Source organism: Methylobacterium sp. V23, from assembly GCF_002917135.1.
In the GTDB taxonomy this organism is placed as follows: Bacteria; Pseudomonadota; Alphaproteobacteria; order Rhizobiales; family Beijerinckiaceae; genus Methylobacterium.
On the sequence record NZ_PDHT01000004.1, the window covers coordinates 149,706 to 174,688 of the forward strand.

The 24,983-nt window shown below is 71.2% G+C and carries 21 protein-coding genes; 14 read left to right on the forward strand and 7 right to left on the reverse strand.

Features of this window, described 5'->3' with window-relative positions; all coding sequences use genetic code 11:
* The first annotated feature begins 57 nt into the window (after window positions 1-57).
* Window positions 58-594 (forward strand): MarR family winged helix-turn-helix transcriptional regulator, encoded by a 537-nt coding sequence (locus CRT23_RS06355; RefSeq protein ID WP_244477191.1) that lies wholly within the window; start codon window positions 58-60, stop codon window positions 592-594.
* 56 nt (window positions 595-650) lie between these two features.
* On the opposite strand, the gene CRT23_RS06360 is transcribed toward CRT23_RS06355, so the two are convergent.
* Window positions 651-920 (reverse strand): hypothetical protein, encoded by a 270-nt coding sequence (locus CRT23_RS06360; protein ID WP_103709023.1) that lies wholly within the window; start codon window positions 918-920, stop codon window positions 651-653.
* Window positions 921-1,247: 327 nt separating this feature from the next.
* On the opposite strand from CRT23_RS06360, the gene CRT23_RS06365 reads away from it, so the two are divergent.
* Complete coding sequence (locus CRT23_RS06365; RefSeq protein ID WP_103709024.1) at window positions 1,248-2,129, forward strand: DMT family transporter; 882 nt, start codon at window positions 1,248-1,250, stop codon at window positions 2,127-2,129.
* Here CRT23_RS06365 and CRT23_RS06370 read toward each other — a convergent pair.
* Window positions 2,120-2,386, reverse strand: coding sequence for a hypothetical protein (locus CRT23_RS06370; RefSeq protein WP_055946349.1), 267 nt, complete (start codon window positions 2,384-2,386; stop codon window positions 2,120-2,122). The genes CRT23_RS06365 and CRT23_RS06370 overlap by 10 nt on opposite strands.
* A gap of 403 nt (window positions 2,387-2,789) precedes the next feature.
* Between CRT23_RS06370 and ileS the strand changes: the two genes are divergently transcribed.
* From ileS to bioD, 9 genes are all read left to right on the forward strand, one after another.
* A complete protein-coding gene (ileS, locus tag CRT23_RS06375) occupies window positions 2,790-5,771 on the forward strand; it encodes an isoleucine--tRNA ligase (protein WP_103709025.1) in 2,982 nt (993 codons plus the stop codon).
* Between the two features lie 136 nt (window positions 5,772-5,907).
* Window positions 5,908-6,396, forward strand: coding sequence for a signal peptidase II (gene lspA, locus CRT23_RS06380; protein WP_103709026.1), 489 nt, complete (start codon window positions 5,908-5,910; stop codon window positions 6,394-6,396).
* Between the two features lie 208 nt (window positions 6,397-6,604).
* A complete protein-coding gene (locus CRT23_RS06385; protein WP_055946341.1) occupies window positions 6,605-7,240 on the forward strand; it encodes a hypothetical protein in 636 nt (211 codons plus the stop codon).
* A 154-nt stretch (window positions 7,241-7,394) separates the two neighbouring features.
* Window positions 7,395-8,774, forward strand: coding sequence for a pitrilysin family protein (locus CRT23_RS06390; RefSeq protein ID WP_103709027.1), 1,380 nt, complete (start codon window positions 7,395-7,397; stop codon window positions 8,772-8,774).
* Window positions 8,775-8,861: 87 nt separating this feature from the next.
* Window positions 8,862-10,160, forward strand: coding sequence for a pitrilysin family protein (locus tag CRT23_RS06395; protein ID WP_055946335.1), 1,299 nt, complete (start codon window positions 8,862-8,864; stop codon window positions 10,158-10,160).
* A 163-nt stretch (window positions 10,161-10,323) separates the two neighbouring features.
* Complete coding sequence (locus tag CRT23_RS06400; protein ID WP_103709028.1) at window positions 10,324-10,929, forward strand: HupE/UreJ family protein; 606 nt, start codon at window positions 10,324-10,326, stop codon at window positions 10,927-10,929.
* A 103-nt stretch (window positions 10,930-11,032) separates the two neighbouring features.
* A complete protein-coding gene (locus CRT23_RS06405; protein WP_103709029.1) occupies window positions 11,033-11,968 on the forward strand; it encodes a ring-cleaving dioxygenase in 936 nt (311 codons plus the stop codon).
* A 146-nt stretch (window positions 11,969-12,114) separates the two neighbouring features.
* Window positions 12,115-12,888 carry a ferredoxin--NADP reductase gene (locus CRT23_RS06410; protein ID WP_103709030.1) on the forward strand — a complete coding sequence of 258 codons (774 nt, stop codon included), beginning with the start codon at window positions 12,115-12,117 and terminating at the stop codon, window positions 12,886-12,888.
* Window positions 12,885-13,583, forward strand: coding sequence for a dethiobiotin synthase (gene bioD / locus CRT23_RS06415; RefSeq protein WP_103709031.1), 699 nt, complete (start codon window positions 12,885-12,887; stop codon window positions 13,581-13,583). The genes CRT23_RS06410 and bioD overlap by 4 nt, the downstream gene beginning before the upstream one ends.
* A 26-nt stretch (window positions 13,584-13,609) precedes the next feature.
* On the opposite strand, the gene CRT23_RS06420 is transcribed toward bioD, so the two are convergent.
* The 5 genes from CRT23_RS06420 to CRT23_RS06440 form a co-directional block, all read right to left on the reverse strand.
* Window positions 13,610-14,464 (reverse strand): hypothetical protein, encoded by an 855-nt coding sequence (locus tag CRT23_RS06420; protein WP_103709032.1) that lies wholly within the window; start codon window positions 14,462-14,464, stop codon window positions 13,610-13,612.
* Window positions 14,461-16,515 carry a glycosyltransferase gene (locus CRT23_RS06425; protein ID WP_103709033.1) on the reverse strand — a complete coding sequence of 685 codons (2,055 nt, stop codon included), beginning with the start codon at window positions 16,513-16,515 and terminating at the stop codon, window positions 14,461-14,463. Before CRT23_RS06425 ends, CRT23_RS06420 begins: the two co-directional genes overlap by 4 nt.
* Window positions 16,512-18,416 carry a glycosyltransferase gene (locus CRT23_RS06430; protein WP_348628839.1) on the reverse strand — a complete coding sequence of 635 codons (1,905 nt, stop codon included), beginning with the start codon at window positions 18,414-18,416 and terminating at the stop codon, window positions 16,512-16,514. The genes CRT23_RS06425 and CRT23_RS06430 overlap by 4 nt, the downstream gene beginning before the upstream one ends.
* Complete coding sequence (locus CRT23_RS06435) at window positions 18,413-19,120, reverse strand: hypothetical protein (protein ID WP_103709034.1); 708 nt, start codon at window positions 19,118-19,120, stop codon at window positions 18,413-18,415. Before CRT23_RS06435 ends, CRT23_RS06430 begins: the two co-directional genes overlap by 4 nt.
* Before the next feature lie 191 nt (window positions 19,121-19,311).
* Window positions 19,312-20,706 (reverse strand): M20/M25/M40 family metallo-hydrolase, encoded by a 1,395-nt coding sequence (locus tag CRT23_RS06440; protein ID WP_103709035.1) that lies wholly within the window; start codon window positions 20,704-20,706, stop codon window positions 19,312-19,314.
* 421 nt (window positions 20,707-21,127) lie between these two features.
* On the opposite strand from CRT23_RS06440, the gene CRT23_RS06445 reads away from it, so the two are divergent.
* From CRT23_RS06445 to CRT23_RS06455, 3 genes are read left to right on the forward strand one after another with little or no spacing between them, the layout of a single operon-like run.
* On the forward strand, window positions 21,128-21,652 hold the full coding sequence (locus tag CRT23_RS06445) for a (2Fe-2S)-binding protein (RefSeq protein ID WP_103709036.1): 525 nt from the start codon (window positions 21,128-21,130) through the stop codon (window positions 21,650-21,652).
* Entirely contained in the window at window positions 21,649-22,662 is a 1,014-nt protein-coding gene (locus CRT23_RS06450) for a xanthine dehydrogenase family protein subunit M (protein WP_103709037.1), read from the forward strand. Before CRT23_RS06445 ends, CRT23_RS06450 begins: the two co-directional genes overlap by 4 nt.
* A 10-nt stretch (window positions 22,663-22,672) precedes the next feature.
* Window positions 22,673-24,925: a xanthine dehydrogenase family protein molybdopterin-binding subunit gene (locus CRT23_RS06455; RefSeq protein WP_103709038.1), complete on the forward strand. Its 2,253-nt coding sequence runs from the start codon at window positions 22,673-22,675 to the stop codon at window positions 24,923-24,925.
* The last annotated feature ends 58 nt before the right edge of the window (window positions 24,926-24,983 follow it).

Consider the following 24,983-nt stretch of genomic DNA (forward strand, 5'->3'; position numbering starts at 1 on the left):
CGCGCGGTGATGGCGTCGCTCCCCGAGACGAGCGGTGACACGGATGGCGAGCGGAGCATGAGCAAGTCCGACAAGCGCCTGCGGCCTCCGGGCGCCAAGAGCGTGGGCTGGGCCCTGGTCCAGGCCGCGCGCCTGCACCGCTCCCGCGTGGGCGACCGGCTGGCCAGCCTCGATCTCTTCGCCGGACAGGAACAGGTGGTCCAGGCGCTCGCCGCGGCCGGGACCATGACGATGGGCGACCTCGCCGCGACCCTGCGGGTGCGTCCGCCGACCGCCTCCAAGACCATCTCGCGGCTCGCGGCCCTGGGGTTCGTCGAGCGCCGCGCCGAGGCCGGCGACGGCCGCATCGTCCGCGTGCGCCTCACCGAGACGGGCCTCGCCAAGGCCGCCGCCATCGAGCGGCTGTGGGACGAGGTCGAGGCCGAACTCCTCGACGGGTTCGACGGCAAGGAGAAGCGCCGCCTGCGCAAGCTCCTGCGCAAGGCCGCCCGCAACCTCGCGGAAGCCTCCGGCGTCACCGGTCACGAGGTCGAGGGCGATGCCGAGATGGACGAGGACGAGGCGGACGGCCTGGCCGTCCCGGACGCGCTGTAGCGCCGGCAGCCCCCGGACCACGCCCCCTCGAACCGATCCCCCTCGCGCGCCGCGGTCTACGCGACCTTGGCCTTCGGGGGCTTCGCCTTGCGCATCATGCCGGAGCCCGCATGCACGGCCCGGCGGCGCCGGAACAGGCGCTCGCTCCTCTGTTCCAGGAAGAAGGCCAGGCGGGTGGCGACCCGGTCGAACAGCCAGATCGCGGCGCAGATCACGATGGTGATCGCGCAGCCGAGGCCGATCATCAGGCCCAGGATGCCCGGAGCGGGGAGAACCATCAGGCAGATCAGCCCGAAGGTAGCAAGCAACGGTATGGTCTTCGCCATGGATGGCCCTCCGCCAGAAACGTTCGCCGGCGATCCTGAGCGGGCATCGATAAGACTTCGTGCAGGCCGGGCGATTCGCGGACGCGATCGCAACTGAGAGTCACCATCTGGTTACGAACGGGCTGGTTTCGCGCCGCGGATCGATGCTCCATCGCCGTGGCGGACCCGATCCCCACGCAGGTGTGCGCTGCCCCGCGCCTGCTTTAAAGCTTGGCCCCCGCACCGTTCACACCGGGCGGAACGCCGTCGCGGATCGGGATCACGTCGTTGAGGTCACAACCAGAGGGCGCCGCGCCCCCGAACCGGCGCCTGGCCGGCATCGCGCTGATGTGCGGCACGCTGGCGTTCTTCGCCTGCCTCGATGCTTCGGCCAAGACCCTGGCGGGCCTGGGCGTCGATCCGCTGCTGTCGACCTTCATGCGCTACGCGGTGAACGTCTCGCTGGTGCTGATGGTCCTCAATCCGGTCCGGACGCCCGGGGTGGCGCGGACGAACCGGCTCACGCTCCAGGTCCTGCGCTCGCTGCTGCTGTTCGGCTCCACGGCCCTCAACTTCCTCGCCCTGCGCAAGCTCCAGCTCGCCGAGACCCTGTCGATCCAGTTCGCGACGCCGCTGATGGTGGCCCTGCTCGCGGGGCCGCTCCTGGGCGAATGGTCGTCGCCGCGTCGCCTGGGGGCGGTGGCGATCGGCTTCCTTGGCGTCCTGGTCATCGTGCGTCCGGGCGTCGGCGCCTTCCAGCCCGCCGTGCTCCTGAGCATCGGCAACATGCTGTGCTACGCGTTCTACGTGCTGACCACGCGCAAGCTCGCGAGCGTCGATTCGACGGCCACGACGGTCTTCTACTCGGGGCTGGCCGGGCTCGCGGTGATGACCCCGCTCCTGCCCTGGATCTGGACCACGCCGACGGCCTGGGCCACCTGGGCGCTCCTGATCGGGGTCGGGCTGTTCGGCACCCTCGGGCACTGGCTCCTGGTCCTGGCCCATGCCCGGGCGCCGGCCAACGTGCTGGCCCCCTTCATCTACACCCAGCTGCTCTGGTCGGTGATGCTGGGCTACCTGATCTTCGGCGACGTGCCGAACCGATGGACGCTGATCGGCGCGTCCATCGTCATCGGGTCCGGGCTCACCCTGCTGGCCCAGGAATCCCGTGGACGCCGCCGGCCGGCCGGCGCGGTCGGGCCACAGGATCCCGCACCGCCTCAGCGGTGACGGCGGTGATGGGCGTGGCGGCGGGACTTCATGCGGGTGCGGTAGGCGCGACGGCCCGGATCGATGCCGAGCGCCCCGTTCACGGTCCCGACCGCGCCGCCGACGGCGCCGCCGACGATGCCGCCCACCGGACCGGCGACCCGGTCGCCCTCGGCCGCGCCACGGCGGATGCCGCCCGGCAGGCCCTGCGCTTCGGCCGCGCCCGACAGGGCGAAGGCGGACAGGACGAGGCTGGCGGCGAGCAGAGCTTTTCTCATGATCGTGTCTCCCAATGACGCCGCGTCTCGGTCGCCCCTCGGAGCCGGTTCCCGGCCGAGGCGAGGGGCGCCCGAACGCGTGCGGGACAACGGCCGAGCTTGAAAAAGGTCCCCGCGAAACGTCCCGCGGTGTGCCGGCGGCGGAAAGCTCGCTGGTCTCGCGCCTGCACCGCTGCTAGAAGCCGCCGAATGTGCGTTGATGGTGATCCACGCGGGCGGTTCGGCGTGCCGAGCGCGTCCCGGCCCCGAATTATGAGCCCGGCCTGCGCCTGAGGGCCGCCGCGGCGGACCGATGCGAAGGCCGGGAGGGCGATGTCTCGCCTCCATTCCGCCGGCCCCGGGGGCAGTCCTGCCCGCCGAACGCCTCAACGCCGACCCGCGCCGAAGATCTCACAGACAGCCCATGAGCGACCAGACCTCTCCCGCCGCGGCCGCCGCGCGCGACTACTCGAAGACCCTGTTCCTGCCCCAGACCGACTTCCCGATGCGGGCCGGCCTGCCGGTGCGCGAGCCCCTGCTGCTGGAGCGCTGGGCCGCCACCGGGCTCTACGGCCAGATCCGGGCGCAGGCCGCCGGCCGGCCGAAATTCGTGCTGCATGACGGCCCCCCCTACGCCAACGGCAACATCCACATCGGCACGGCGCTGAACAAGATCCTGAAGGACGTCATCGTCCGCGCGCAGGGCACCCTCGGCTACGACGCCAACTACGTGCCGGGCTGGGACTGCCATGGCCTGCCCATCGAGTGGAAGATCGAGGAGCAGTACCGCGCCAAGGGCCGCAACAAGGACGACGTGCCGGTCATCGAGTTCCGCCAGGAATGCCGGACCTTCGCGGCCCATTGGCTCGACGTGCAGCGCGGGGAGTTCAAGCGCCTCGGCGTCACCGGCGACTGGGACCACCCCTACGTCACCATGTCGTTCCCGGCCGAGGCCGCGATCGCCCGCGAACTCATGACCTTCGCGATGACGGGCCAGCTCTATCGCGGCTCGAAGCCGGTGATGTGGTCGGTGGTGGAGAAGACGGCCCTGGCCGAGGCCGAGGTCGAGTACGAGGACGTCGTCAGCGACGCGATCTTCGCCGCCTTCCGGATCACCGGCGGGGCGACGGAGGCCCTCGAGACGGCCCGGGTCGTGATCTGGACCACCACGCCCTGGACGATGCCGGCCAACCGGGCGGTGGCCTATTCGCGGAAGGTTGCCTACGGCCTCTATCGCGTCACCGCCGCGGCGGAGGACAACTGGGCCAAGGTCGGCGACCGCTACCTCCTCGCCGATGCCCTGGCGGCTTCGGTCTTCACGAGCGCCCGGGTCGAGGCTTTCGAGCGCCTGCGTGACGTCGCGCCGGCCGAACTCGCCGGCCTGACCCTGAGCCATCCGCTCGCCGGCCACCTGCCCGGCTACGACTTCGCCGTTCCGCTCCTCGACGGCGAGCATGTCACCGACGAGGCCGGCACCGGCTTCGTCCACACGGCCCCGAGCCATGGCCGCGAGGATTTCGAGGTCTGGATGGCCCATGGCCGGGCTCTCGCCCAGCGCGGCATCGAGACCCGCATCCCCTACACCGTGGATGCCGACGGTGCGCTGACCGAGGAGGCTCCCGGTTTCACGGGAAAACTCGTTCTTAACCACAAGGGCGAGAAGGGCGACGCCAACAAGGCGGTCATCGCCGCCCTCACGGAGGCCGGCACCCTGGTGGCGCGCGGCACGCTCAAGCACAGCTACCCGCATTCCTGGCGCTCGAAGAAGCCGGTCATCTTCCGCAACACGCCGCAATGGTTCATCGCCCTCGACAGGCCGGTCGCGTCCCTTGGCGAGAAGACCCTGCGGGACGTGGCGCTGAAGGCGATCGACGAGACCCAGTGGGTGCCCCCGCAGGGCAAGAACCGCATCAACGGCATGGTCGCCAACCGGCCCGACTGGGTGGTGTCGCGCCAGCGCGCCTGGGGCGTGCCGATCACCGTCTTCGTCAAGCGCGGCACCCACGACGTCTTGCGCGATGCGGCGGTGAATGCCCGCATCGAGGCCGCCTTCAAGGCCGAGGGGGCCGATGCCTGGTTCACGGATGCCGACGGTGCCCGCTTTCTGGCGCCCGACTACGATCCGGCGGACTACGAAAAGGTCACGGACGTCCTCGACGTCTGGTTCGATTCCGGCTCGACCCACGCCTTCGTGCTGGATGATCCCGAGCAGTTCCCCGGCCTGTCCGGCGTCGCGCGCAAGCGCGACGGCGGGACCGACACGGTGATGTACCTGGAAGGATCGGACCAGCATCGCGGCTGGTTCCAGTCGTCCCTGCTCGAATCCGCCGGCACCCGCGGCCGCGCCCCCTACGACATCGTCCTCACCCACGGGTTCGTTCTAGATCCCAAGGGCCTGAAGATGTCGAAGTCGAAGGGCAACGTCGTCGCGCCGCAGAACGTCATCAAGGATTCCGGCGCCGATATCCTGCGCTTGTGGGTGGCGGCCTCCGATTACGCGGACGACCTGCGCATCGGCCCGGAGATCATCAAGACCTTCGCGGAGACCTACCGCAAGCTGCGCAACTCGGTGCGCTGGATGCTGGGATCGCTGGCGCATTTCGAGCCCGGCACCGAGATCCCGCACGCGGAGCTGCCCGAACTGGAGCGGCTGATCCGGCACCGGTTGTCCGAGCTCGACGGCGAGATCCGCGAGGCCTACGCCACCTTCGACACCAAGCGGGTGGTGGCGCTCCTCAACGGCTTCATGACCGGCGACCTCTCGGCCTTCTACTTCGACGTGCGCAAGGACGTGCTCTACTGCGACCCGGCCTCGTCGCCGGTGCGCCGCGCCGCCCTCCAGGTCATCGACGAGACTTTCCGCCGGGTCACGATCTGGCTCGCGCCCGTGCTGGCCTTCACGGCGGAGGAAGCCTGGCTCGACCGCTACCCGTCGGAGACCGGCTCGGTCCACCTCCAGACCCTGCCGGAGACGCCCACCGCCTGGCGGGACGACGCCCTCGCGGCCCGCTGGCAGACGATCCGCCGCGTACGCCGGGTCGTGACCGGGGCCCTGGAGATCGAGCGGACGGCCAAGCGCATCGGAGCGAGCCTGGAGGCCGCCCCCACCGTCTACGTCGCGGATGCGGAGCTGCGGGCCGTGGTCGAGGGGGTCGACTTCGCCGATATCTGCATCACCTCCGCCCTCCGCATCGTGGCGGGCGAGGGCCCGAGCGAGGCGTTCCGCCTCGACGACGTGCGGGGTGTCGCCGTGGTGCCGGCCCTGGCCGAGGGCCGCAAATGCGCCCGCTCCTGGCGGGTCACGCCCGAGGTCGGCAGCGACCCGGACTATCCCGACGTGACGCCCCGCGACGCCCGCGCCCTGCGCGAGTGGGACGCGGCGCATGCCGGCACGGACGCCGCCTGACGCAGGCGCCGCCCCCTGCCTTCCCCCCTTCGGGGGAGGGCCCATCCCCGCGCGCGACGTTCTCCCGCATGACGGTCTCTCCCGCATGACCCCTTTTCCCAAATGACCCCTTCTCCCGCATGACAACTTCCCCCGCATGACCCCCTCCCGCCTGGGCCTCGTTGCGCTCCTCGTCACCCTGGTCGTCGACCAGGCCTCGAAGCTCTGGCTCTATCTCGGCACCGATCTGGTGCTGACGCAGCCCTGGCGGATCGCGCCTTTCGCCGAGTTCCTCGTGGTGTGGAACCGGGGCGTCTCCTACGGGATGTTCCAGCAGGAGGGCGGGATCGGCCGCTGGGTGCTGGTGGGGGTGTCCTGCCTCGCGGCCCTGGGCCTGTCGCTCTGGATGCGACGGGCAGAATCGCGCCTGCTGGCGGTGGCCCTCGGGCTCGTTGCGGGCGGCGCCCTCGGCAATGCCATCGACCGCGCGGCCTACGGCGCGGTGTTCGACTTCGTGCACCTGCACTGGCGCAGCTGGTCCTGGTACGTCTTCAACATCGCCGACGCGGCCATCGTCGCCGGCGTCGTCGGCCTCATCCTCGACAGCCTGCGGCCCGCCCCCCGGAGCACCGGTTCCGAGCTCTGAGGCTCCGCCGTCGTTTCCGTCGGACCTGTGGTCCGTAAACCACAACCGGGATCGTTGTGCCGGCTGGGCTGGTGCAGTGCGGTCAAGGCGCCATACGATCGCCTGAAACCGGGGTCAGGCCGAGGAGGTCGGATCAAGATCGCGGCACAAGGCGATCATCCGGGCTCGGGGAACCGGGACCCACAACCGGGCGGAGAGCGGGGACAGCATGATCGGACATCGGGCTTTGCTGGTGGTGGCAGGCATCCTGACCGCCGGGAGCGCTCAGGCGCAGCAGGGCGTGTTCATGCGCGACACGCTCAGCAGCATCGGCCTGATCGAGCCCGAGAAGCCCGCGATCACCTACCGCGAGCGGGCCCCCCTGGTGATGCCGCCCAAGCTCGACGGCAAGTCGCTGCCGCCGCCGCGCCAGCCCGAAGCCTCGGCGCAGTGGCCGAAGGATCCCGAGGTCGTCCAGCGGGAGCGCGAGCGCGAGGAGGCCCGGAAGCCGATCGTTCGCGGCGCCCAGGGCCGGATGAACGACAACAACATGACGCTCTCCATCGACGAGATGCGCGGAGGCCGCCGCGCGAGCGCCCAGGGCCGTACCGAGCCGGGCCGGCCCGAGGGCGAGAACGACGATCGCAATTCCTTCTGGTCGAACCCCTTCGGCCTGCGTTCCGCCGAGGTCGCGGAGCCGTCGCAGGTCGAGCCGGACCGCGACGTCCTCACCGATCCGCCCACCGGCTACCGCAAGCCGCCGCGCAAGGTCGCCAAGACCAACGGCGACCCCGTGAACAACCCCTATCGCGAGCGTGAGGAGTCCGATCCGGGCGCCTACGTGCGCGCGCGCTCCGCGAACTGAACCCCGGGTCCGGCCCGGTGCCGCAGGGGCGGCGAGTCACCGCACGCGGACCCGTTTCCTGCCCCTCCGCCGCACCCCCGTGGCGCGGAGCCGGCGCAATGCCAACATGACGGACGGTCCTCGCGAGCGGCCGACCGCGGAAGGAAGAGCTTCGATGCACCTGTTCAGGAAGGACATGCCCCTCTTCGGACCCGCGCGCGGCCATGCCAGCGCGGGCCGAGCCGAGGCCGCGCCCTTCGGGCGTTCCGAGGCGGGCGGCCCCGAGGTCAGTGCCTTCGCCCTCGACAACGGCCTCGACGTCGTGGTCGTGCCCGATCACCGGGCCCCGGTCGTCACCCACATGGTGTGGTACCGCAACGGCTCGGCCGATGATCCGCTGGGCCAGTCGGGCATCGCCCACTTCCTCGAGCACCTGATGTTCAAGGGCACCGAGCGGCACCCGATCGGCGCCTTCTCGAAGGCCGTCTCGGGCCTCGGCGGCCAGGAGAACGCCTTCACCTCCTACGACTACACCGCCTATTTCCAGCGCGTCGCCCGCGATCACCTCCGGACCATGATGGAGTTCGAGGCCGACCGCATGACCGGCCTCGTCCTCGACGACGCCGTGGTGGCGCCCGAGCGCGACGTGGTGCTGGAGGAGCGCCGCATGCGGGTCGAGACCGACCCCTCGGCGCAGCTCTCCGAGGCGATGGCCGCCGCGCTGTTCGTGCATCACCCCTACGGCACGCCGATCATCGGCTGGATGCACGAGATCGAGGAGCTGAACCGCACCCACGCCCTCGACTACTACAAGCGCTTCTACACGCCGGAGAACGCCATCCTGGTGGTGGCGGGCGACGTGACCCCGGACGACGTCCGCCGCATGGCCGACGACACCTACGGCCGCGTCACCCCGCAGGGCGCCCGGCCCGTGCGCATCCGCGCCAAGGAGCCGGAGCCCCGGGCGCTCCGCCGCCTCGCCGTGGCCGATCCGAAGGTCGAGCAGCCGACCCTGCAGCGGCTCTACCTCACCCCCTCCTGCATCACCGCGCGGGACGGCGAGTGCCACGCCCTCGAGCTGCTGGCCGAAGTCATGGGCGGCGGCTCCACCTCCTACCTGTATCGCAAGCTGGTGATGGAGCTCGGCGTCGCGGTGAATGCCGGCGCCTGGTACATGGGCTCGGCCATCGACGACACCCGCTTCTCCGTCTACGCGATCCCCGCCGAGGGGGTCAGCCTGGAAAAGCTGGAGGAGGAGGTCGACCGCGTCCTGCGCCGTGTTCCCTCCGAGGCCCTGGAGCAAGAGGCGATCGAGCGGGCCAAGACCCGGCTCGTGGCCGAGACGGTCTATTCGTCCGACAGCCAATCCTCGCTCGCCCGCATCTACGGCTCGGCGCTGGCCATCGGCGAGAGCATCGAGGAGGTCCGTCGCTGGCCCTCCGACATCGAGGGGGTGACGAAGGCGCGGCTCGTGGCCGTGGCCGAGCGCTACCTGTCGCCTTCCCGGTCCGTCACCGGCTACCTGACCAAGGCCCGCGAGGCCGACGCGGCCTGAAGGCCGTTCCCGGCCTCACGGCCGGGCCACGCAATTCGAGAGGCCGCGGCGCCTGCCGCCGCGCCCCGCGCACAGCATGAGGTTCCCATGACCGTGGCCACCACCGACCTGCTCGACCCCGCCACCCGCTCCGCGACCTCGCCGACCCAGGCGGTTCCCGTCGCGGTCGCTCCCGGCATCGAGGCGTGGCACGTCGAATCCCCGGTGGTGCCGCTGATCGCCCTGGCCTTCACCTTCGAGGGCGGCGCGGCCCAGGACCCGGAGGGCAAGGCCGGCGTGGCCCAGATGCTCGCCCGCCTCCTCGACGAGGGGGCCGGCGACCTCACCTCAGACGCCTTCCAAGAGCGCCTCGCCGCCAGGGCCATCGAACTCTCCTTCCATGCCGGCTCCGACGCGCTGGGCGGCTCCCTCAAGATGCTGGTCAAGCATGCCGACGAGGCGATCGACCTCCTGGCCCTGGCCCTGGCCAAACCCCGCCTCGACCCCGACGCCATCGAGCGGGTCCGGGCCCAGACCCTGGCCGGCCTGCGCTACCAGCAGAACGATCCGGGCGTGATGGCCTCGCGCCGCTTCTTCGCCGAGGCCTATGCCGGGCATCCCTATGCCCGCCCGTCCTCCGGGACGCCCGAGAGCATCGCGGCGATCACCCGCGACGACCTCGTGACGATGCATCGCCAGATCATCGGGCGCGGGGCCGTCAAGGTCGCGGCGGTGGGGGCCATCGACGCCGCCCGCCTGGCGGAGAGCCTCGACCGGGCGTTCGGCAAGCTCGACATGGCCACCCCCCTCACGGCGGTGCCCCAGACCCGGATGCAGAACATCGGCGCGCGCCACGTGGTCGATCTCGACGTGCCGCAATCCGTGATCCGTTTCGGCATGAACGGCGTTCCGTGGTGCGACCCGGACTTCATCCCGGCCTACGTCCTGAACCACATCCTGGGCGGCGGCTCCTTCACCTCCCGCCTGTTCCAGGAGGTGCGCGAGAAGCGCGGCCTCGCCTATTCAGTGGGCACGTCCCTGGTCAGCCACCGTGCCGCCTCAATGACCTGGGGCTACACCGCCACCAAGAACGAGCGCGTCGGCGAGGCCCTGTCGGTGATCGGCGAGGAGATCGGCCGCCTCGTCACGGACGGCCCCTCCGACGAGGAGCTGCAGAAGGCCAAGGACTACCTGACCGGCTCCTACGCACTGGGCTTCGACACCTCGACCAAGATCGCGCACCAGCTCGTGCAGATCGCCTTCGAGGGCCTGGGCATGGACTACATCGCCCGCCGCAACGATCTGGTGGCCAACGTGACCCAGGCCGACATCCGCCGCGCCGGGGCCCGCACCTTCGCAGACGGGAAGATGCTGGTGGTCGCCGCCGGCCGTCCCACGGACGTCTGACGGATCACGAACGTTCGGGGGCGCCCGGGTTTCCGGGGCCCGTGGACGAACCGCCGCGCCCGGCTGCGGTGTCTCGGGCCTGTCCGCGGGCACGAGGGTTGCTAGTTTCCGCCGGGGCGGCGACGATGCTGCACCGCTGGTTTTCAAGCTCGGGACAGTCCGGATGACATCACGCCTCGCCTCCCTGCCGGCCCGCCTCGCCCTCGTGACGGCGATGGGCCTCGCCGCGACGCCGGCCCTGGCCCATCCCGGCCACGCGCCCGCCGCCGGCCTGAGCCAGGGCTTCCTCCATCCCCTCGGCGGCCTCGACCACGTCCTCGCCATGGTGGCGGTGGGCCTGATCGCGGCCCGCATCGGCGGACGCGCCCTGGTGCTCGTCCCCCTGTCCTTCCTCGGCATGATGGCCGTCGGCGGCGCCCTCGGGGTCGCCGGCATCGGGCTGCCCTTCGTCGAGATCGGGATCGCCCTCTCGGTGGTGGTGCTCGGTGCCGCCCTGGCCCTGCGTCCGGCCCTGCCGGTCGCCGCCGCCATGGCCCTCGTGGGCGCCTTCGCGATGTTCCATGGGCATGCCCACGGCGCCGAGATGCCGGAGACCGGCTCGGGCCTCGCCTACGGTCTCGGTTTCCTTGGGGCGACCGCCCTCCTGCACGCGGTGGGCCTCGGTCTCGGCCTCTCGGCCGGGCGGCTCGTGCAGAGCTTCACTGCCCTGCGGGTGACCGGCGCGGGCCTCGCGCTCGCGGGCCTCGGTCTTCTCGCCGGCGCCTTCTGAGCGCCTCATCCGACGTCGTCGAACGGCCCCCTCCCGGGGGCCGTTTCGTTTTCGGACAGGCCGCCCCATCTGACGGGTCCGCCCGCCATTCAGGGATCAGCCGATGCAACTCACCGGAATCCACCACCTCACCGCCATCACCGCGCAGGCGGCCGACAACCTGGCCTTCTACACCCGGGTCCTCGGCCTCCGGCTGGTGAAGAAGACGGTGAACCAGGACGACGTCTCGGCCTACCACCTGTTCTACGCCGACGGTCTCGCCTCGCCCGGCACCGACGTGACCTTCTTCGATTGGCCGGCGCCGCGCGAGCGGCGCGGCACCAACAGCATCAGCCGCACCGGCCTGCGCGTTGCGGGCGCCGCCGCGATCGACTGGTGGCGCGAGCACTTCGCCCGGCAGGGCGTAAGCCATGCGGTGCCGGTGGAGCGCGACGGGCGCCTCACCCTGGATTTCGAGGATGGCGAGGGTCAGCGCCTGATGCTGCTGGATGACGGGGGTGCCGGCGAGGCCCATCCCTGGGCGCAGAGCCCCGTACCGGCGGCGCATCAGATCCGGGGTCTCGGGCCGATCCGCCTCAGCGTGGCGCAGATCGAGCGGACCGAGGCCGTGCTCACCGAGATCCTCGGCGTGAATCACGATCGCAACTATGAGCTTCCCGAGGGCGAGGTGCGCGTCTACCGCATGGGTGGGGGAGGCCCCGCCGCCGAACTCCACCTCGTGACCGAACCGAAGCTGGCCCCCGCCCGTCAGGGCGCCGGGGCCGTGCACCACGTTGCCTTCCGCATCCCGGACACCGACTATGCGGCCTGGGCCGATCGCCTCCAGCAGCGGCGCATGCCCTCCAGCGGCCCGGTGGACCGTTATTACTTCCGCAGCCTGTACTTCCGCGAACCCAACGGAATCCTGTTCGAGATCGCCACCGACGGGCCGGGCTTCGCCACCGACGAGCCGATGGAGACCCTGGGCGAGCGCCTGGCCCTGCCGCCCTTCCTCGAACCCCGCCGCGCGGAGATCGAGGCCGGCCTGAAGCCCCTCTGACGGGCCGGGGCAGAATTAAGAACGATTCCAAGCCACTGCACGCGCGTGTGCCTGCGTACGCGCGCCGCCTTGACGGGCCTACCGCAGGTGCGAGAAGACCCCACGCAAAGCTTCGAGATTCGAGCGAAATTCGAGACGGACCGTCGATGAGCAAGTTCAACGAGGAGCGTGTGCTGAGTGTCCATCACTGGACCGACACGCTGTTCTCCTTCCGCACCACCCGCGATCCCGCCTTCCGCTTCCGCAACGGCGAGTTCGTGATGATGGGCCTCGAGGTCGAGGGCCGGCCGCTGCTGCGCGCCTACAGCGTCGTCTCGGCCAATTACGAGGAGGAACTGGAGTTCTTCTCGATCAAGGTGCCGAACGGCCCGCTCACCTCGAAGCTGCAGCACCTCAAGGTCGGTGACCCGATCATCGTCGGCAAGAAGCCCACCGGCACCCTGGTGCTCGACAATCTGATGCCGGGCAAGAACCTCTACCTCCTGGGCACCGGCACCGGCCTCGCACCCTTCATGTCGATCATCAAGGATCCGGAGACCTACGAGCGCTTCGAGAAGGTCGTCCTCGTCCATGGCTGCCGCCAGGTGCAGGAGCTCGCCTACGGCGAGACCATCACCAAGGATCTGCCGAACCACGAGTTTCTCGGCGAGGTGATCAGCGCCGGGCTGATCTACTACCCGACCGTGACCCGTGAGCCCTTCCGCAACCGCGGCCGCATCACCGACCTGATGACCTCGGGCAAGTTGTTCGAGGATATCGGCCTGCCGCCGATGTCGGTGGAGAACGACCGCTTCATGCTCTGCGGCTCGCCCGACATGATCCGCGACACCCGCCAGCTGCTGACCGAGGGCGGCTACGAGGAGGGCAATCACGGCGAGGCCGGCCACTACGTCATCGAGAAGGCCTTCGTCGAGAAGTGAGCGGCACGCGCGCCGTCTTCGTCGCCGGCGCCGGGACCGAGATCGGCAAGACCTACGTTACCGCCGCGCTGACGCGGCGGCTGCGCGCCCTGGGCCGCGGCGTGCGGACCCTCAAGCCCCTGGCGAGCGGCGTCCCGCCCCTCGATGCCGCGGATTTCGCGGAGAGCGACACCGGACGCCTGCTCGCGGCGCAGGGCCTGGCGACGACGCCCGAGACGGTCGCCGCCTGTTCGCCCTGGCGCTTCACCGCCCCCTTGAGCCCCGATCTCGCCGCGACCCGCGAGGGCCGGACCCTGGCCCTGGACGACCTCGTCGGCTGGTGCCGGCGAGAGATCGCGGCCACGCCGCCCGACACCACGTTGCTGATCGAGGGGGTCGGCGGCGTGATGAGCCCGGTGACGGGGGAGGCGACCGGCCTTGACTGGCTCAAGGCGCTGCGCCTGCCGGCCCTCCTCGTCTCCGGCTCCTATCTCGGCGCGATCAGCCATGCCCTTACGGCGGCCGAGACCCTGCAGGCGCACGGCGTTCCCCTGCTGGGGATCGTCGTCTGCGCCAGCCCCGACGCGCCGACCCCGCCCGATTTCGTGGCGGGGGCCATCGCCCGGCACCAGGCCGTGCCGGTGATCGTCATCGCCCGCAACGGCGACTGCCCGGTCGACCTCGCGGATCTCGTGCGCCCGGCCTCCGCCGCCTGAACGCCCGCAGTCTCGCCGGAGGCGCCTCAGAGCACCCGAAGCGCGAGCGCTCCGGCCGGGCAGAGCCGGAGCACGTGCGGGCGCTCCGGCAGCACGTCCCAGATCCGCGCCTCCGCGTAGCGCAGCAGGACCGTGCCCCCGGGGCCCGGCCCGTGGAAGCACTGCTCCAGGGCGAGGACCAGGGTGGGGCGGGGTGGATGGGGGCGCAGGGTGGTGTCGATCGCGAGGGTGAGCGCGTCGGCGGCGGAGTCCGGGAAGGCGTCGAAGCTCTGGACCAGTCCGTCGATCTCGTTCCCATCGAGGGTCAGCACGAGGCAGAGCCGGGGCAGGACGCTGGGGCAGGCCGAGACCGGCACGTCGCGCCTCAGGGTCAGGGCGAAGCGGGGCGAGGCTTGCGCCGGATAAGCCCAGCGCTGGGCTTCGCGGACCCCCTGGAAGGGCACCCATTCCTCCGGCTGCGAGGCGGAGGGGGCGGCGACGCGGCCCTCCGCCCGCCCGTCCTGGCGGTAATGCACCAGGGGGTTGATCCCGGCCAGGCCGACATCGGGGTAGCGCGCCACGTACATCAGGGTGCTGAAGGCGGGGTTCGGGTCGAGACCGGCCTTGGCACCGACGCGCAGGTAATGCCGCACCGGGTCGAGGCGGGTCGCGCCGCTCTGGCGCCGGTAGAAGGCGGTGTCGAAATCGGCGCTGGGATCGCGGTCCTGCGCCGCGCCGCGCCAGACAAAGTGCAGGAACGGGTCGATGCCGGAGCGGGCCACGTCCGGGTTGTTCGTCCGGTAATAGGCCGCGTCGAACAGGCGGGGCACGCGGCCGAGGATCACCCGGCGGATCAGGGGCGTGGCGAGGCGGACGGCGTGGAACGTCGGGCTGCGTGTCATGGGAAGGTCGGCGCCTCGCACAACCGGCGCAGGACGGCGCGGTAGGCCTCGGGGTCCTCCTCGCGGCCGACCTGGGCGAGACCGGCGCGCTGCACCTGCGTCCAGGCGGCCGCGTCCGCGTGGAGATGCGCCAGCGTCTCGGCGAAGCCCCGGGGATCGTGCCAGTCACGGACCCGGGATCCGGTGCCGTCGGGCCAGCCCATCTGTCCAGCCAGGACCGGGGTGATGACGCTCGGCAGGCCGCGCGCGACGGTCTCCAGCACCTTGTGCGGGAGGCCGGCGGCGAAGCGCGTGGGTGCAAGGGCGACGCGGGCGGCATCGAGGGTGGGGCCGATCTCGTCGAGGCGGCCGAGGACGGTGACGCCGGGCCGGGTCAGGCGCTCGGCGATGGAGGGCGCGACCGCACCGATGATGGTGACGTGGGCTTCCGGCAGGAGCGCCCGCAGGGCGTCCCAAGCCTGCCCGAAGAACCAGTCGAGGGAATCGATGTTCGGCTCGCCTTCGCGGGCGAGGGACCCGATGAAGACGAACCCCGAGCGGGCGGCGAAGCCGGGCGGGTTCGGATGGGGCGCCTGGACGTGGCCGAGGACCACCGGATCCGCGACCCCGGCCCGGCGCAGCAGGCGCGCGTCGGCCGGGGAGACGCAGACCACCCGGTCGGCCGCCGCGATGGTCCGGAGTTCCAGGGCGGTCGCCCGGGCGAGGGCCGGCCCCGGCGCCGGCCGGCCCTTGAGGGCATCGACGACGAACTCGCGCAGGGCGTAGAGGGATTCGGAATCGAACACCACGCGGGCGCGGCCGACCTCCCGCGGGGTCAGGCCCAGATCCGCCAGGACCTCGCACACCATGCGGATATGCGGTGGCCGGCTGACCCAGAGCACGTCGTAGACCCCGGCCCGCTCGGTGACGAGGCGCCGGAAGCCTTCCCGCCCGCAGGGCTCGATGACTTCGATCCGGTCCGAGAGATCGCGGTAGGTCGTCGCCGGCTCCTCGCGCTCGCCATAGACCGAGCACACCGTCACGGCGTAGCCCAGGTCCGCCATCGCGTTGACGATGGTGTTGGCCCGCGGCAGCCCGGCTCCGAGGTCCTGATGCGGGGCCCGGTCGTCGACGTAGAGGACGCGCAGGGCGAAGGGGGCGTCGTCACGGGGGCCGAAGCCCGTGCGCCGCGGACCCTGCCCGAAGAGCCAGGGGCCGTGCCGTTCGCGGAAGCGGACCCGGTTCCGGTCCAAGAGCGCCTCGACGTCGGCACGCCGGACGCTGGTGCCGCTCTCCACGTGGATCGCCAGGGCCCGGGGCTGGTAGACGACCCGCCGCCCCGCCTGCTGGCAGCGCGCGCAGAGGTCGGTGTCCTCGAAATAGGCCGGCGCGAAGCGGTCGTCGAAGCCGCCGAGATCCGTGAACAGTTGGGCCTCGATCATCAGCAGGGCGCCGGAGACGTAGCCCGCGTCGCGGACGTAGGAGGCCTCCGGCGCGAAGGGATCGAGACCGCCGCGGCCGGCCGGATGGGTCAGCTGCGGGTCGTCCTGGAAGCCGGCCCCGGCCTCCTGCAGGATGCCGCCAGGGAACACCAGCCGCCCACCGACGATGCCGATCTCGTCGGATTCCGCGAAGGTGCGCACCAGGGCCGCGAGGGCGCCGGGCATCAGGTCGATGTCGGGATTGAGGAACAGCACGTAGCGGCCGCGGGCCTCGGCGGCACCCTGGTTGCAGGCGGGACCGAAGCCGGCATTCTCCGGATTGAGGCGGATTCGCGCGCCGTCGATGCGCCCGAACAGGGCCCGGGTCTCGGCATCGGAGGCGTTATCGACCAGGATCACCTCGAAGGCCGGCCCGGCGAAAGCCTGGTGCCCGGCGAGCTTCGCCAGGGTCCAGGCCAGCAGGTGCCGGGCCCCGCGCGAGACGATCACGACCGAGATCACGGGCGCGGTCTCCGGCCGGAACGCGATGCGGACGTCGTTGAGAAACAACGCGTTCCAGATCAGGGCGGCCTCGACCAGGGCCGCCTTCCGGCCTGCCGGGGCGTCGAGGATGTCGGGGGCCGCCATCATGCAAGGGGCTCCGGGCTCGGCAGAGGGTCGGGCAGGACGGTGATGCGGCCGATGAGATCGTCGTGCAGGACCAGGATCGTGGACGCCGCCGTGCCCGCCCCGAGCCCCGCGAAGGTCACGGCCGCCGGCGCCCCCGGGAGGTCCGCGCGGGCGCTGGCATACGTACTGATATACGGGCTGGAATACACCGAAATCCGGCTGGTATTCAGAAGCGTGACACGTCCGAGGGTGATCTCGCGCGTCGGCGTGCCGATCCGGAAGACCGCGTGGGGATGCGTGCCGAACGCGAGGTGACGCGGCAGCGTCAGAGCTAGGGTCGTCTCGTCTCCGGCGCTGCCGACGCGGACCGCCTGGGCGTCCCAATTCGCCGCGACGTCCGCCAGCTGCGCCGCGATCTCCGCCCGGAGGGGCGGGGGCAGGTGCCGATCGCGGACCCATTCCGGCGAGAGGGCGAGCCGGAGCCCGGCCAGGCCGGCATCCGCGGACCCGGCCTCGTCCGGTCTGTGCCCGGTCTTTGCAGCCTCCGCCCTGGCGAACCAGCGCCGGCGGGCGGGGGTGTAGGGTTCGGCGCCCGGCGGGGCGACGCGCTCGGTGGCGACCAGGAGGCCGAGGTCGGGATCGTCGCGCAGGTCGGACCGCAGGGAGGTTTCGCAGGTGAGGCGTCCGTTCGCCAGGGCGGTGACGACCCGGTCCGGGTCGGTGGCCGCCGGGCGGGCGGCCGGCGCATCGGCCGCCGATGGTTTCCGGTCGGAAACAGAGAGCATTGCCAGCAAAGCGGTTTCCGCCTCCTCCGCACGCGCGTTGTAGCCGGCAAATAGATCCGCGCAGGCTCGGGTGAGCGCGGCGAGTTCGGCCGCGTCCGAGGCCAGGGCCAGCACCTGCGTCTTCACTGCCTCGGCGGTGTCCAGGCGATGGGCCGGCACGACGGGGTCGAAGCCCTCGAAACCCAGGGCGGTGCCGATGACGGGCTTGCCGAAGGACAGGGCCTCGGCGACCTTCATCTTCAGGCCGCTGCCCATGAGGATGGGCGCCACCACGAGGTCGATTCCGTCGTAGAAGTCCTCGAGTTCAGGCAGGTAGCCGGCGAAGCGAATACCGGGCCCCGCGGTCGGGCCGAGGCTGTTGCTGATCTCCCCCGCGATGACGAGTTCGGGACGGGCCGGGGTCCAACCGTCGCTCCAGGCCGCGGCGAAGCGCCGGATGGAGAACAGGTTCGGATCGTTGCCGTGGCCGAGGAAGCCGATCCGCCTGACCCGGGTCGGGGCGGTGAAAGGCCGGCGGGCGGGAAAGCGCGGCGGCAGCAGGTGAACCCGGCGGTCGGTGATCGTCCGGAAATAGGCCGCCTCCTCGGACTGGATCGCCAGCACGATGTCGGCCCGTGCGAGGCCCGCCGCCTCGCCCGCCCGATCGGTGTAGAAGAAGTTCGGCTCGGCCCGGAACGGCCGGTATTGGCGCTGCCGGTCGGCGAAGCGGTCGTGCGTGTCGATGAGCGTCAGCACGCCCGGAGGCGCCGCCTCCAGGGCGCGCGACAGGAAGACGTAGTTCATCAGGATCGCGCCGGTCTGGGGATAGGCTTTCCCGTACCAGGACACGAAGGCGCCGACGGCCTCGGGGCACCAGTCGTCGATGGAAAAGCACCGCGACCGGGTGGTGAGCGGGATGGTCGCCGGCGGCTCGATCCGGAAGGTGTGCCGGAACAGGCCCGCCGCCGCGGCCTCGTCGGTGGGCGGGTGCTGCCCGAAGCGGCGGTAGATCTGGTCCTCATGGGCATAATAGGCGAGGTCGACCGCGTACCCGCCGCGCTGCAGGGCGGCGCAGGTGGTGAGCAGCCGGCGCCGGTTGCCGGCGCTGGTCGGAAACGCCGGCATCGGCGCCAACACGAGGATCGCCGGGCCGCTCACCGTCCGCCCTCGCGGCGGAGACGGGCCGGCGTGACGGTGCCGGGACCGAGGAGGAAGGCGGTCTCGATGGTCGCCCCGCGGGGGGTGCCCCAGGCCGGCGCCAGAGTGAGGTCGATCTCGGGGGCCGGGCCGAAGCGGAGCTCGGCCGTCGCCACCCGGGCGCAGCTCCAAGTGCTGCCGGCCCGCAGCAGCAGGTAGTTCGGCACCGTGGAGCCCGAGAGCGTGGCCCGGTGCGCATCGTCGCCCGCGAGGGCGAGGCGGGGCGCCGTCTCGGGCACCGGACTCTCCGCGACGGCGGGCGCCAGGAGCGGGAACAGTGTCGCCAGGGCGTCGAGGGTGTCCGGCATCACCGCGGCCAGCACCGCCTCCCCGAGGGCGGCGCGCGCGGGGCGCGCCAGCTCCGCCACGGGTCGGGGCTTCGAACAGGCGATCGCCTGGTCGCGAAAATGCGTCTCCAGGGTCAGGACGCCGCCCTCCGCCAGGGCCGCCGCCCCGTCCTGCAGGACGAGGAGCCCGGCGGGATCAAGCTCAGGGCCGCCGAAGCCGGTGAAGGTCCAGCTGAGGAGGCGCAGGCCCGGCGGCTCCGGGACCGCGAGGGGGATCGGCAGATCGGTGGCCACCGGATAGCGGCAGACCAGCACGCCGTGGCCGGCCGCGAACAGGCGGGCTTCGGTGGGGGCTGGATGGTCGGGAGGGGCGGTCATGCGGCCTTGGGACTCGAGCGGAGCGTGAATCCGCGGATCTCGAACGGTCGAGGGTCACCCCATCCCTCTCCTTCCGGGAGAGGGTGGCGTGTCGTCACGCGCGTCCCCCCAAGGGATCGGCGCAGGCTCCGGAAGGGATCGGCGAGGCTCCAGGGTGCGAAGCCGCGCGCCACGGGAGACGACGGGGCCGCTCAGCCGGCCCGCTGCGCCCCGAAGGCCGCCAGGATGCGGGCCCAGGAGCGGGTGCCCTTGTGGAAGCTGTCGAGGTCGTACTTCTCGTTGGGCGAGTGGATGCGGTCGTCGTCCAGGCCGAAGCCGATCAGCAGCGTGTTGCGGTCGAGGAGGCGCTTGAAGTCGCCCACGATCGGGATCGAGCCGCCGGCGCCGATGGTCACGGCGGGCACGCCCCATTCCTCGGCCAGGGCGGCGCGGGCGGTCTCCAGCTCCGGCATGTCGAAGGGCAGGCTGATGGCGCGGCTGCCCTTGTAGCAGATCACCTCCACCGCGCAGTCGGCCGGGATGCGTGCGCGCACGAAGGCCTCGAAGGTGCGGGCGAGCTGCTCGGGGTCCTGGTCGTCGACGAGGCGGAACGAGACCTTGGCGCTGGCCTGGCCGGCGATCACTGTCTTGGTGCCCTCGCCGGTATAGCCGCCGATGATGCCGTTGACGTCGCAGGCGGGACGCGACTGGATCAGCTCGATCAGCATGCGGCCGCGCTCGCCGGCCGGCTCCGACAGGCCGATGGGTCCGAGGAACGTCTCCGCCGTGAAGTCGAGGCCGCGCCACTGCTCCAGCACCTCCGGCGGCGTCTCGCGCACGCCCTCGTAGAAGCCCGGCAGCGCGACCTTTCCGTCGGCGTCGTGCAGGTCGGCGATGATCTTGGACAGGACGTGGATCGGGTTGCGCGCCGCGCCGCCGAAGAAGCCCGAATGCAGGTCCCGGTCGGCGCAGGTCACCTTCACCTCGAAATACGCGAGGCCGCGCAGGGAGGTGGTGATGGCGGGCGTGGTCGGATTCCACATGCTGGTGTCGCAGACGAGGACGATGTCGGCGCCGAGCTTGTCGCGGTTGGCCGCGACCCATTCGGGCAGCCCCTGCGAGCCGTTCTCCTCGGCGCCCTCGATCAGGAGGGTGACGCCGCAGGGGAGCTCGCCCTCCATCGCCTTGAAGGCCCGGCAGGCCTCGACGAAGGTCATCACCTGGCCCTTGTCGTCCGAGGCGCCGCGCCCGACGATCTTCTGCTTCCCGGCGGCATCGGTGGCGAGGCGCGGCTCGAAGGGGGGCGTCTCCCAGAGATGCAGGGGGTCGACCGGCTGCACGTCGTAGTGCCCGTAGAACAGCACGTGCGGGGTGCCGGGCTTCGGCGCATGGGCCAGCACCACCGGGTGCAGGGAGGTCTCGTGGATCCCGGTCTCGAAGCCCAGGGCCGTCAGGGTGCCGGCGAGCCAGCTCGCGGCCTCGCGGCACTGGGGGGCGAAGGCCGGATCGGTGGAGATCGAGGGGATGCGCAGGAAGGCGAAGAGCCGCTCCAGGGCGTTGTCGAGGTCGCGGTCGATGTCGTTGAGAACGGGGGCGAGCGCGGTCATCGGGCGTCCTTGATCAGGCGAGTGGCTCAGGCGCGTGGCGGCACAGGCGGCGGCACACGTGGCGCCACCGGGTTAGCGCAACGCGCCCGCGCCAAGCAACCAGGAGACCGTCACGGCGGGCCGGGGAGTGACCGGGAGGGGCGGCCGACAGCCGGCCCCCGGCGCGGGCGGCCTCCGGGCGGGCGACCGCGGCGGCCCCGCATCGGTCCGAGGCACGACCACGGGATCGGGTCGCGAAGTGGTGCTCCCCTCAAACGTGAACCCGGCGCAGGGATACCCGGCGGGAACACCAGCTTTTTGGAACTGTTATCGAGTGGACCGGGACGGGGCGGATGGTTTTCCCCCGCCGCCGCCCCTGCGAGTTTTTTCCGAACACCAGCGGCGTCGCGCCTTTCGCGCCGCGCAAGCCACGGATACCGCCATGCTCATCGAAAGCGGCTCCAGCCATGCTGCCAACACCCTTGGCATCACCCTGACGATCAATGGCGAGAGCCGGACGCTTCAGGTCGCCCCCTGGACCACCCTCCTCGACCTCCTGCGGGAGGACCTCGACCTCACCGGCACCAAGAAGGGCTGCGACCACGGCCAGTGCGGCGCCTGCACGGTGCTGGTGAACGGCACGCGCATCAATTCCTGCCTGACGCTGGCGGTGATGAAGGATGGGGCCAGCATCACCACGGTCGAGGGCTTGGCCGGGGCCCAGGGCTTGGCCGGAGCTGAAGGGCTGCACCCGCTTCAGGCGGCCTTCGTCGAGCACGACGCCTTCCAGTGCGGCTACTGCACGCCCGGCCAGCTCTGCTCGGCGGTGGGCATGCTCTCCGAGGGCCATGCCCAGTCGCGGGACGAGATCCGGGAGGCGATGAGCGGCAACATCTGCCGCTGCGGCGCCTACACCAACATCGTCGACGCCATCGAGGACGTGATGCACGCGGGAGCCGCGAAATGAACCGCTTCGATTACGTCCGCCCGACCACCGTCGACGAGGCGGTCCGCGCCATCGCGTCCGGCACCCAGGCCCGCTTCATCGCCGGCGGCACCAATCTCGTCGACCTGATGAAGTACAACGTCGAGCGGCCCGAGCGCCTCGTCGACATCACCCGCCTGCCCCTCGACCGGATCGAGGCGCGCGATGGCGGCCTCAGCCTCGGCGCCCTGGTCACGAATTCGACCGTGGCCTACGACGACCGGGTCAAGGCGCGGTATCCGCTGCTGTCGAGCGCGATCCTGGCCGGCGCCTCGGGCCAGCTGCGCAACGCCGCCACCACGGGCGGCAACCTCCTGCAGCGCACCCGCTGCTACTATTTCTACGACGACGCCACCCCCTGCAACAAGCGCGAGCCCGGCACCGGCTGCGCCGCCATCGGCGGGGTCAACCGCATCCACGCCATCTTCGGGACGAGCCCGTCGTGCATCGCCACCCACCCCTCCGACATGTGCGTGGCGCTGGCCGCCCTGGAGGCGACGGTCCGGGTCGCCGGCCCGGGGGGCGAACGCACGATTCCCTTTGCCGACTTCCACCGTCTGCCGGGCGACACCCCTGAGCGGGACACCACCCTGGCGGCGGACGAGATCGTGCTCTCGGTCGACCTGCCCGACGAGGATTTCGGTGCCCACCACACCTACCTGAAGCTGCGCGACCGGCTCTCCTACGCCTTCGCCCTCGTCTCGGTGGCGGCGGTGATCAAGCTCGACGGCGACACCATCCGGACCGCGCGCTTCGCGCTGGGCGGCGTGGCCCACAAGCCCTGGCGCAACCGCGATGCCGAGGCCTCCCTGATCGGGAAGCCCGCCACCGCCGAGACCTTCGCGGCGGCCGCCGAGATCGTCGTGGCCGAGGCACAGCCCCAATCCGAGAACGTTTTCAAGATCGAACTCGCGCGGCGCGCCATCGCCCGCGGCCTCGCCCAGGCCGCGGCCGGCACGCCCCAGTCGCAGTCCGACAAGCGCATCGCCTGAAGGAACCCCCATGGCCCACAGCATCAGCACCTCAGGCACCGACACCTATGTCGGGACCGCCCAGAGCCGCGTCGACGGCCCGGCCAAGGTCACCGGCCAGGCGAAGTACGCCGGCGAGTTCGCCGCCCCCGACCTGACCCACGGCTACGTGGTCTCGAGCGGCATCGCCCGCGGCCGCATCCTTTCCATCGACACCGCCGCCGCCGAGGCGGTGCCGGGCGTCGTCAAGGTCTTCACCCACGAGAACCGGCCGCGCACCGCCTGGCTCGACTACAATTACCAGGACCAGGTCGCCCCTCCGGGCTCGCCCTTCCGGCCGCTCTACGACGACAAGGTCCATTATAGCGGCCAGCCCGTGGCCCTGGTGGTGGCGGAGGATTTCGGCACGGCGCGCTACGCCGCCTCGCTGGTGAAGCTCACCTACGAGGCCGAGACGCCGACCACCGATCTGCGGACCCTGGAGGATGTGGCCTACGTGCCGCCCAAGAAGCGGTCCGGCATCAAGCCGCCGCCGGCGCCCTGGGGCGATGCGGACGGCGCCTACAAGGCCGCCCCGGTCCAGCTCACCAACCACTACCATATGGCCGTCGAGCACCATAACCCGATGGAGCCCCACGCCTCGACCGTGGTCTGGGAGGGCGGCGGCAAGCTGACCGTCTACGACAAGATCCAGGGCGTCTCGAACAGCCTCGGCTACATCACCGGCGTGTTCGGGATGAAGAAGGACGACGTCCACGTCCTCAACCCCTATCTCGGCGGCGGCTTCGGCTCGGGGCTTCGCCCGCAATACCAGCTCTTCCTCGCCGTCATGGCGGCGCGGGAGCTGGAGCGCTCGGTGCGGGTGACCCTGACCCGCGACCAGATGTTCACCTTCGGCTACCGGCCCGACGTGCGCCAGACCATCGCCCTCGGGGCGGAGGCCGACGGCGCGCTGACCTCCGTCCGGCACGAGGCGATCTCCGGCACCTCCGGCTTCGAGGACTACCAGGAGGTGGTCGTGAACTGGTCGGGCATCCTCTACGATTGCCCGAACGTCGCCCTCGACTACCGGCTCGCCAAGATCGACACCTACACCCCCTCCGACATGCGCGCGCCGGGCGCGGTGACGGGCGTGTTCGCCCTCGAGATCGCCATGGACGAGCTCGCCCACGAGACCGGCCAGGACCCGATCGACCTGCGCCTGCGGAACTATGCCGAGAAGGACCGGACCCAGGACAAGCCGTTCAGTTCCAAGTCCCTGCGGGCGGCCTATGCCCAGGGCGCCGAGCGCTTCGGCTGGTCGACCCGCAACCCGGAGCCGCGCTCCATGAAGGAGGGGCGCGAGCTCGTGGGTTGGGGCATGGCCACCGGCATCTGGGAGGCCCTGATGCAGCAGTCCAGCGCCCAGGCGACCCTCACCGCCGACGGCAAGCTCGTGGTCGGCAACCAGACCGGCGACATCGGCACCGGCACCTACACCATCCTGACCCAGATCGCCGCCGACGCCCTGGGCGTTCCGATGTCGGACGTGACGACGAAGCTCGGCGACTCGAAGCTCGCCGACGCACCGATCGCCGGTGGCTCCTGGACCGCGGCCTCCTCGGGCACGGCGGTGATGAAGGCCTGCCGCGACATCGCCGCCCAGGTCTTCACCCTGGCCCGCGGCCTCGACGATTCGCCGCTGGCCAACGTCGATTTCGACCGCGCGGTCTTCAAGGAGGGGCGCATCTCCGTGGCGGGCGACCCGTCCCGCAGCATCGCCCTCACGGAGGTGATGGCGAAGGCGGGGATGGACAAGATCGAGGCCACCGGCTCGGCCGGCCCGGATTCCAATCACTCCCAGGAATTCGCCGGCTACACCCACTCGGCCATCTTCGCCGAGGTGAAGGTCGACGAGGACCTCGGCGTGGTGCGCGTCACCCGCGTCGTCTCGGCGATCGCGGCGGGCAAGATCATCAACACCAAGACGGCGCGCAGCCAGATCCTCGGCGGCGTGGTGATGGGCATCGGCTCGGCGCTGGAGGAAGAGTCCATGCTCGACCACACCATCGGCCGGTTCATGAACCACAATCTCGGCGAATACCACGTGCCGGTGCACGCCGACATCCACGACATCGACGTGATCTTCGTGGACGAGGACGACACGGCCAATCCGATGGGCGTGAAGGGCCTGGGCGAGATCGGCATCGTCGGCACGGCGGCGGCGGTGGCCAACGCGGTGTTCCACGCCACCGGCAAGCGCATCCGCACGTTGCCGATTACCATTGACAAGATCATCGGCTGATCCCGCGCCGCCGGTCTTGATGTCTTGAGAGCCGCGTGCCCGTCCGGGCGCGCGGCTC